The sequence below is a fragment of the Mesorhizobium sp. M8A.F.Ca.ET.021.01.1.1 genome (genome assembly GCF_003998025.1).
In the GTDB taxonomy this organism is placed as follows: Bacteria; Pseudomonadota; Alphaproteobacteria; order Rhizobiales; family Rhizobiaceae; genus Mesorhizobium.
The window spans coordinates 1-6,875 of the sequence record NZ_RZSJ01000318.1 but is presented as its reverse complement, the minus strand read 5'-3'; the positions used below and the strand labels follow the sequence as shown (position 1 = coordinate 6,875).

The 6,875-nt window shown below is 63.1% G+C and carries 4 protein-coding genes and 1 pseudogene; 4 read left to right on the top strand and 1 reads right to left on the bottom strand.

The features are described from left to right. On the bottom strand, positions 1 to 1,918 hold a 1,918-nt coding region (locus tag EOA36_RS22285; RefSeq protein ID WP_189553308.1), incomplete at its 3' end, for an autotransporter-associated beta strand repeat-containing protein. A gap of 371 nt (positions 1,919 to 2,289) precedes the next feature. Here EOA36_RS22285 and EOA36_RS22280 point away from each other — a divergent pair. The 4 genes and pseudogenes from EOA36_RS22280 to EOA36_RS22265 form a co-directional block, all read left to right on the top strand. After that, on the top strand, positions 2,290 to 2,580 hold the full coding sequence (locus tag EOA36_RS22280) for a hypothetical protein (RefSeq protein ID WP_127279450.1): 291 nt from the start codon (positions 2,290 to 2,292) through the stop codon (positions 2,578 to 2,580). A gap of 392 nt (positions 2,581 to 2,972) precedes the next feature. Further along, a complete protein-coding gene (locus EOA36_RS22275) occupies positions 2,973 to 4,454 on the top strand; it encodes a family 16 glycosylhydrolase (protein ID WP_127279449.1) in 1,482 nt (493 codons plus the stop codon). Between the two features lie 34 nt (positions 4,455 to 4,488). Then, a complete protein-coding gene (locus EOA36_RS22270) occupies positions 4,489 to 6,225 on the top strand; it encodes a type I secretion system permease/ATPase (protein WP_127279448.1) in 1,737 nt (578 codons plus the stop codon). A 1-nt stretch (position 6,226) separates the two neighbouring features. Continuing rightward, a pseudogene (locus EOA36_RS22265) lies at positions 6,227 to 6,875 on the top strand (biotin/lipoyl-binding protein); the annotation flags it as partial.

Below are 6,875 nucleotides of genomic sequence, written 5' to 3'. Positions count from 1 at the left end.
AGATGACGCCGGCAAGAACCAAGCCGTTGGAGCGGTCGAAGACGAGGGTGCCGTTGTTGGTGATGTTGCCAGTTATCGAACCCGACAGGCCGCCATTGCCGAGCTGCAGCGTGCCGGCGGAGATCGTCGTGCCGCCGGTGTAGTTGCTGTCGGCCGTCAGGATCGTTGTGCCCGAACCCTGCTGGATCGCTGCGCCGTTGCCTGAAATCGTGCCGGCAAAGGTATAGGTGTCCGAGCGGTCGAAGGCCAAGGTTCCATTGTTGGCGACGTTGCCGGTGATTGAACCTGATGTGCCGCCATTGCCGAGCTGCAGCGTGCCGGCCGAGATCGTCGTGCCGCCGCCGTAGTTGCTGTCGCCGGTCAGGATCAGCGTGCCGGCGCCAAGCTTGGTCAGCGCGCCGCTGCCGGTGACCGCCTGGCTGGCGGTGAAAGCGTTACCGGCGTCGGCGATGTCGAAGCTGCCGCCCAGCAACCCCAAGGTGATGGTGCGGTCGGTGCCGGTGAAGGCGGTTCCGGTCACCTGCAGCACGCCGCCATTGAAGGTCAGGCCGCCGGAAGCATCGCCGAGATTGTTGTCGGCGGAGACCGAGAGCGTGCCGGCGGAGATCGTGGTTCCACCGCTATAGGTGTTGGCACCGGTGAGCACCGTCGTGCCGGTGCCGATCTGGCTCACCGCGCCGCTGCCGGAGATGACGCCGGCATAGGTGTAGGTGTCGGAGCGGTCGAAGGCCAGCGTGCCGTTGTTGGTGACATTGCCAAGAATGCTGCCGGTCGTACCGCCATTGCCGATCTGAAGCGTTCCCTGCGAGATCGTCCAGGCTTGCGTGGCGGTGTTGTCCGCGGTCAGCGCCCAGGTGCCGGCGCCGGTCTTTTCGAGTACGTCGAAGTTCCGGTGCTGGCCGGTATCGCCGATCATGCCGTCGAGGACCGCGGAGTTGTCGCCGCCGAGGGTGAGGACGTCATTGGCTCCACTTCCGCCCACGACATTGCCGACGATCACCGAACCGGCCTGAAGTTCAAGCTTAAGGCTCCCTGTCGAGCCTGCGATAAGAGAAATGGCATTGGCGCCCGCGCCGCCGCTAACGGTGCCGCTGTTGACGATGCTGAGCGACCCCGCGACGCTGTTGGTCATGATTGCGGCCGCCCCGGTGCCGCCCTGGATTTTGCCGGTGTTGATAATCGTCCCGACATTACTGGTGCGCACCACTACGCCGATGCCACCGCTGGTCGTACCCTCGCCACCCAGGATGGTACCGTTGTTGGTGAGCTTTGTCTGCGCGCCGGCGGGACTCCCAATCGCAACGCCGATGCCTCCCGGTCCTTGGCTACCGCTACCTCCCTGAATGGTGCCGCCCGCGTTGTTTATCAACTGGCCACCGGAGCTCACTTGCACACCTGGACCGCCAGCCGTGGTGCCGTTGCCGCCTACGATGCTGCCGCTGTTGGCAAGCGTCGAATTGTTCATGACGCTCGCGCCAATTTGTCCGGTGGTGCCCGGAGTGCTGAATGAGGCGCCTTCAACCGATACCTCATTGGTGACGTTAGCCCCATTATTAACCACAAGCCCGGCCACGTTACTCAGTCCGACAACATTGCCGGTTCCGGTCACGATCACCGCTTGTCCACCGCTGAATTGAGGAGCCGTCAGCGTGTATCCATTCGTGTCGATCGTCAGCGGGCTGGTCGAAGTCAGGACGTTGATGCTGGTCGTGATGTCGGCCCTCAGGACGATAACGGGCGTTGGGTCACCCGTCGAAGTGATCGTGGCCAGGGCATTGTTGAGTTCGCCCAGGCTGGCGACGTCGTATTGCGCCGCCGATGCCATCCCTGGAAACAGGCAGGCGACCGCCGCGCCGTTCACACCCGCAAGGAGCGTGCCGTCCCAAATGCGCCGAAGCGCGCCGCCGTTCGCCTTCATCAGTCTGCCCCGCTCGAAACTCTGCTGCCTGCCATGCCGAATGTCGCGGTTCGGGTGGCTCGCGCCGAACCAAACCGGCAATAGGTTAACTCCGGGTTTGATTCCTGTCTCGCAGTTGATGCGTTCGTTACTGATTTTTTTCTACCGTTACTTCAACGCAACATTAGATTTTCTGCATATAATCAGTATATATAAGTAATTCCTTGTGTGGCTGGATGGCGGCGAAACTGCCGGGCGCAACGGGCGCGGCATGGTTTCCAGGACCGGCGGTGGACCGCTCCCGGCAGTGCTCAGCCTGAAATTTGCAAATCCCTCATTTGCGTTTGAAGCCATCAAGCCAGCGTCCTATGCTTATGCCGCGAGGCGATGACATGAAGGCGCATGAAGCGTTGATAGCTTGGAGCGGATGGGACGATCAGTCCCCGACGCGTGGCCACGTCGCCGTCGGCCTCATCGTCGGCGAGGGCCAGGTCGACTGGTCGGCGGGATATGCCAGCACGGGCGGCGCGGCCTTCGAGGCACGCCGCCAGATTCGCGGCGCGCAAAGCATCATCGGCATCTTCAGGGATTTCCATTATCTGGTCGTCGATGAGCGCCTGGATCCCGAGAGGGTCCACAAGGCGTTTCTCGTCATCGACGAGTATGCCGAGATAGTCGGGTAATCAAAAAGCGTGGTTCGCCATCGATGCGGCGGTCGCCGAGATCGGCGACGTGGAAGCGCCAGCCTTGCTCGACCTCGTTCCCGGAGCGGCAATTGTATGGGCTCGCCAAAAAGCAGAGCTTCATCCGCGGACCTGAATCAGGCGGGCCGCAAGTAGACTTCTGCACATCATGAAATTTTTATTAAATATTTCGCCCGCGTGATTACGGTCCATAGACTTTATGTTGGTCTGTTGTGCTGTCCGCTCAGAAAATGTCACCGAATGGTCGATGCTATGACAGACTATGTGGCAAATTCCTGGAACGATATCGTGCAAGGCAACGTTGGTCCGGATGCGGCCTGCGGGAATCGAACGATGCGAACTGGCCAGGCATCACGAGAAGGGTTTATCCGATGAGCTTCTTCGTCAACGCCGTGGGCGTTCCTCTTCCCTATAGCGGCGCTTCCAACCATTGGTACTCGGCGGCGGGATCCGGGCCGGACTTGTACGGCAGCACCGGAAATGACTCCTTCTATGGCGCAGGCAATGTCAACGTCACCATGCATGGTGGCACGGGTGACGACATCTATTACCTCTATGGGGCCGGCAACAAGGTGGCGGAGGCGGCTGGCGCAGGCATCGACACGATCAGCACATGGATGAGCTACAAGCTCCCCGACAATGTCGAGAACCTCATCGTCACACACGCCAACAACTATGCCTTCGGAAATGGGTTGGACAACATCATCACCGCCACGGTCGGACACCAGACCCTGGACGGCGGCGCGGGAAACGATGTGCTGATCGACGGCGGCGGCGGTTACGACACGTTCATCGTCTCGAAGGGCAATGGAAGCGACCTGATCGCGAATTTTGCCGCCACCGACACGGTCCGCCTCAATGGCTATGGGTTCACGTCGTTCGACGCCATCCATTCCAACATGATCCAGGCGGGATCGAACGTGCTGTTGAATTTGGGATCCGGTGAGATTCTCGAGTTCAAGGACACGACCATCGACAAGATGCAGCCCGGCCAGTTCGAACTGCCGATCGACATGTCGGCAATGAAGCTGTCGTTCAGCGACGAGTTCAACTCGCTCAATCTTCACAACGACCAGGGCGGCACATGGGATACCAATTTCTCGTGGGGAGCGCCCAACGGCAGCACGTTGACCAACAATGGCGAGTTGCAATGGTACATCGACGCCAATTACGCGCCGACGAGCTCCGTCCACCCGTTCAGCGTGAACAACGGCGTGCTGACCATCACCGCCGCGCAGGCGCCGGCCGACATCAAGCCGCTGATCAACAACTACGAATACACGTCAGGCATCATCACCACGCATGACACCTTCTCCCAAACCTACGGCTATTTCGAAATGCGGGCCGACCTGCCCGAGAACGCCGGCGCCTGGCCAGCCTTCTGGCTGCTGCCGGAAGACGGTTCGTGGCCGCCGGAGCTGGATGTCGTGGAAACGCGCGGGCAGGACCCGAACTCGTTGATCATGACGGCGCACTCGAATGAAACGGGAACGCACACCAAGGTCTCGTCGACGGTGAATACCATGGATACCGCCGGCTTCCACACCTACGGCCTGCTCTGGACACCGGACAAGCTCGTCTGGACCTATGACGGTGTGCAGGTCGCGGAAGCGGCGACGCCGTCCGACATGAACAAGCCCATGTACATGCTGGCCGATCTCGCGGTCGGCGGCTTTGCCGGCGCGCCTCCCGATCATCTGGCGACGCCTGCAGAGATGAAGATCGACTACATCCGCGCCTATACGCTGGACAATGCGCCGGCGAGCGCCCTGCACCTCACCAGCAGCACCGCCACGCACAGCATCGCCAGCAGCACGCTGCACGGCGGTTCCGAATTCGGGGGCCACGTGTAAGGTCCCGGGTCATGCAGCGGCGGGAAATGCGCAAATGACCGGACCGTCCGGCCTGCGCCCAGTGTTCATACGTGCCATCGCCGATGTCGGCGTCTTCTCGCTGTTGATCAACATCCTGCTGCTGGTGATTCCACTCTACCTGCTGCAGGTTTATGACCGCGTGCTGCCGTCCTCCAGCGTCGAGACGCTTGTCTATCTTTCGGGCATCGCGGTTCTCGCGCTCGCCTTCCTCGGGCTGCTGGACGCGATCCGGGCGGTTTACACGCAGCGCGTCGCGGCGACCGTCGACCGCAAGCTGGGTGCCAGCACCTTCGCCGTTTCGCTTGGCGCAAAATATGCCGGCGGCCTTTCGCCGCTGCGCGACCTCGCCTCGGTCTGCGCCTTCATCAGGTCGCGCGGCGTGGCGGTGCTGTTCGACCTGCCCTTTGCCCCTGTCTTCCTTGCGTTGCTCTATCTCATCCATCCGGTGCTGTTCTGGGTGACGGTCGCCGGCGCGGTGCTTCTGATTTTCCTGGTCGTGGCCAACCAGCTCGCCATCGGCCGCAACGACGCCTTGTCCACGGAGCGCTCGGCTCTGGCCAGCCAGGCGGAACAGGCCTTTGCCCGCAATGCCGAGACGCTGCGCGCCATGGGCATGGTGGAAAATGCCTCGCGGGTCTGGGGACGGCACGTAGCGGCGGCGCTCGCCTTCCATGACCGCTCCTCGAGCGCCAATGCAATCTTCAGCGGCGCCTCGCGGGCGTTGCGCATGATGCTGCAACTGGCGATCCTCGGCGCCGGCGCATGGCTGGTGCTTCAAGGGCAGATGACGGCCGGCATGATCTTCGCCTCGTCGCTGGTCTCGTCGCGCGCGCTGCAGCCGCTCGACCAGCTGATCGGCGCCTGGCGGCAGATCGCCGACGCCCGGCGCGCGTGGACGCGGCTGGAGAAGGCGCTTGCGGCGCGTCCGGCCGAGCCGCGAAAACTGATCCTGCCCGATCCGGCAGGCGCGATTTCCGCGCAGGATGTTTTCTTCATGGCGCCGAATGCCCGGCCCGGCACCGAGCCCATCCTCAAGCGGCTGAATTTCGCGATCGGCGCGGGCGAGGCGTTGGCCATCGTCGGCCCAAGCGGCGCCGGCAAATCGACGCTGGCGCGGCTGCTCGTGGGTGCCGCCTGGCCGACCGGCGGCTCAATCAGGATCGACGGCGCCGACCTCGGGACCTGGGACGAAAGCCAGCTCGGAAAGCATGTCGGCTACCTCGCGCAGGAGGTCGAGCTCTTTCCGGGATCGATCGCGCAGAACGTCGCCCGCTTCGACCCGGAGGCGCACGATGCCGCCATCGTGGACGCGGCAAGGCGCGCCCAGGTGCATGAGCTGATCCTGGCGCAGCGCGACGGCTACCAGACCATGATCGGCCCGTCGGACAGGGCGTTGTCGGGCGGCGAGCGCCAGCGGATCGGGTTGGCGCGCGCCTTCTACGGCAATCCGCGGCTCCTGGTGCTCGACGAGCCCAGTTCCCATCTCGATGGTAGCGGCGAGGCCGCGCTAGAGGCGGCGCTTTCGGCCGCGCGGACGGCGGGCGTCACGGTCATCGTGATCACCCATCAGCCTTCGATCGCGGCTGCTTGCGATCGCGTGATGCTTTTGCGCGGCGGCATGATCGAAGCCTTCGGCCCAAGCAGCGAGATGCTGCGGCGCTCGGTCATCGGCAAGGGCGTCCAGCAGAGCACGGTGGTGACCGGGTCGTTCGTCCCGACGATCCGCGCGGGTGGCAGTTTCGGATCGTGAGATGACGACACAGAGCATCGCCTTGGACGGCCAGCCACGCACCGACATAAGACGCGTGGCGCTTACCGGTTATGCAGCCATGGCGCTGCTGGCGGGCGGCTTCGGCTACTGGGCCGTCAGCGCCCCCTTGTCGGGCGCGGTGATCACCCAAGGCACGATCTCGGCAACCGGCGGAAACATCCAGATCCAGCATCGCGAGGGCGGTATCGTCCAGGCACTGCTGGTCCATGAAGGCGATCGCGTGCAACTGGCCCAGGATCTGGTCGTGCTGGATCCAACGGCCGCGCAGGCCGAGCTCAACCGGCTGACGCGACAGTCGATCGCGCTCAGGGCAAGTGCGGCGCGGCTGGAGGCGGAACGCGACGGGTTGGACAGGCTGGCGCCAATCGCCAAAGCGGCGCCGGAACCTTTCCAGCCGGATTTCGAGATCCTGATTCGAGAACAGCAAAAGGAATTCGACGCCAGGCTCGCCCGGTTCCGGTCGGAACAATCGATCCTGGCACAACGGGTCGCCATGCACCGGCAGTCGGTGGTGGGATTGCAGGCCCAGAAACAGGCCATTCAGCAACAAGCCGAAGTCGTCAAGAAAGAACTCGGCATCAAGACCAGCCTGCTCGACAGGGGCCTCACCAACCGTACCGAATACTCCC

Bases quoted from the DNA above. Each gene is read 5' to 3' on its own strand.
- EOA36_RS22280 (WP_127279450.1), top strand. From the start codon at position 2,290: ATGAAGGCGCATGAAGCGTTGATAGCTTGGAGCGGATGGGACGATCAG.
- EOA36_RS22275 (WP_127279449.1), top strand. From the start codon at position 2,973: ATGAGCTTCTTCGTCAACGCCGTGGGCGTTCCTCTTCCCTATAGCGGC.
- EOA36_RS22270 (WP_127279448.1), top strand. From the start codon at position 4,489: ATGACCGGACCGTCCGGCCTGCGCCCAGTGTTCATACGTGCCATCGCC.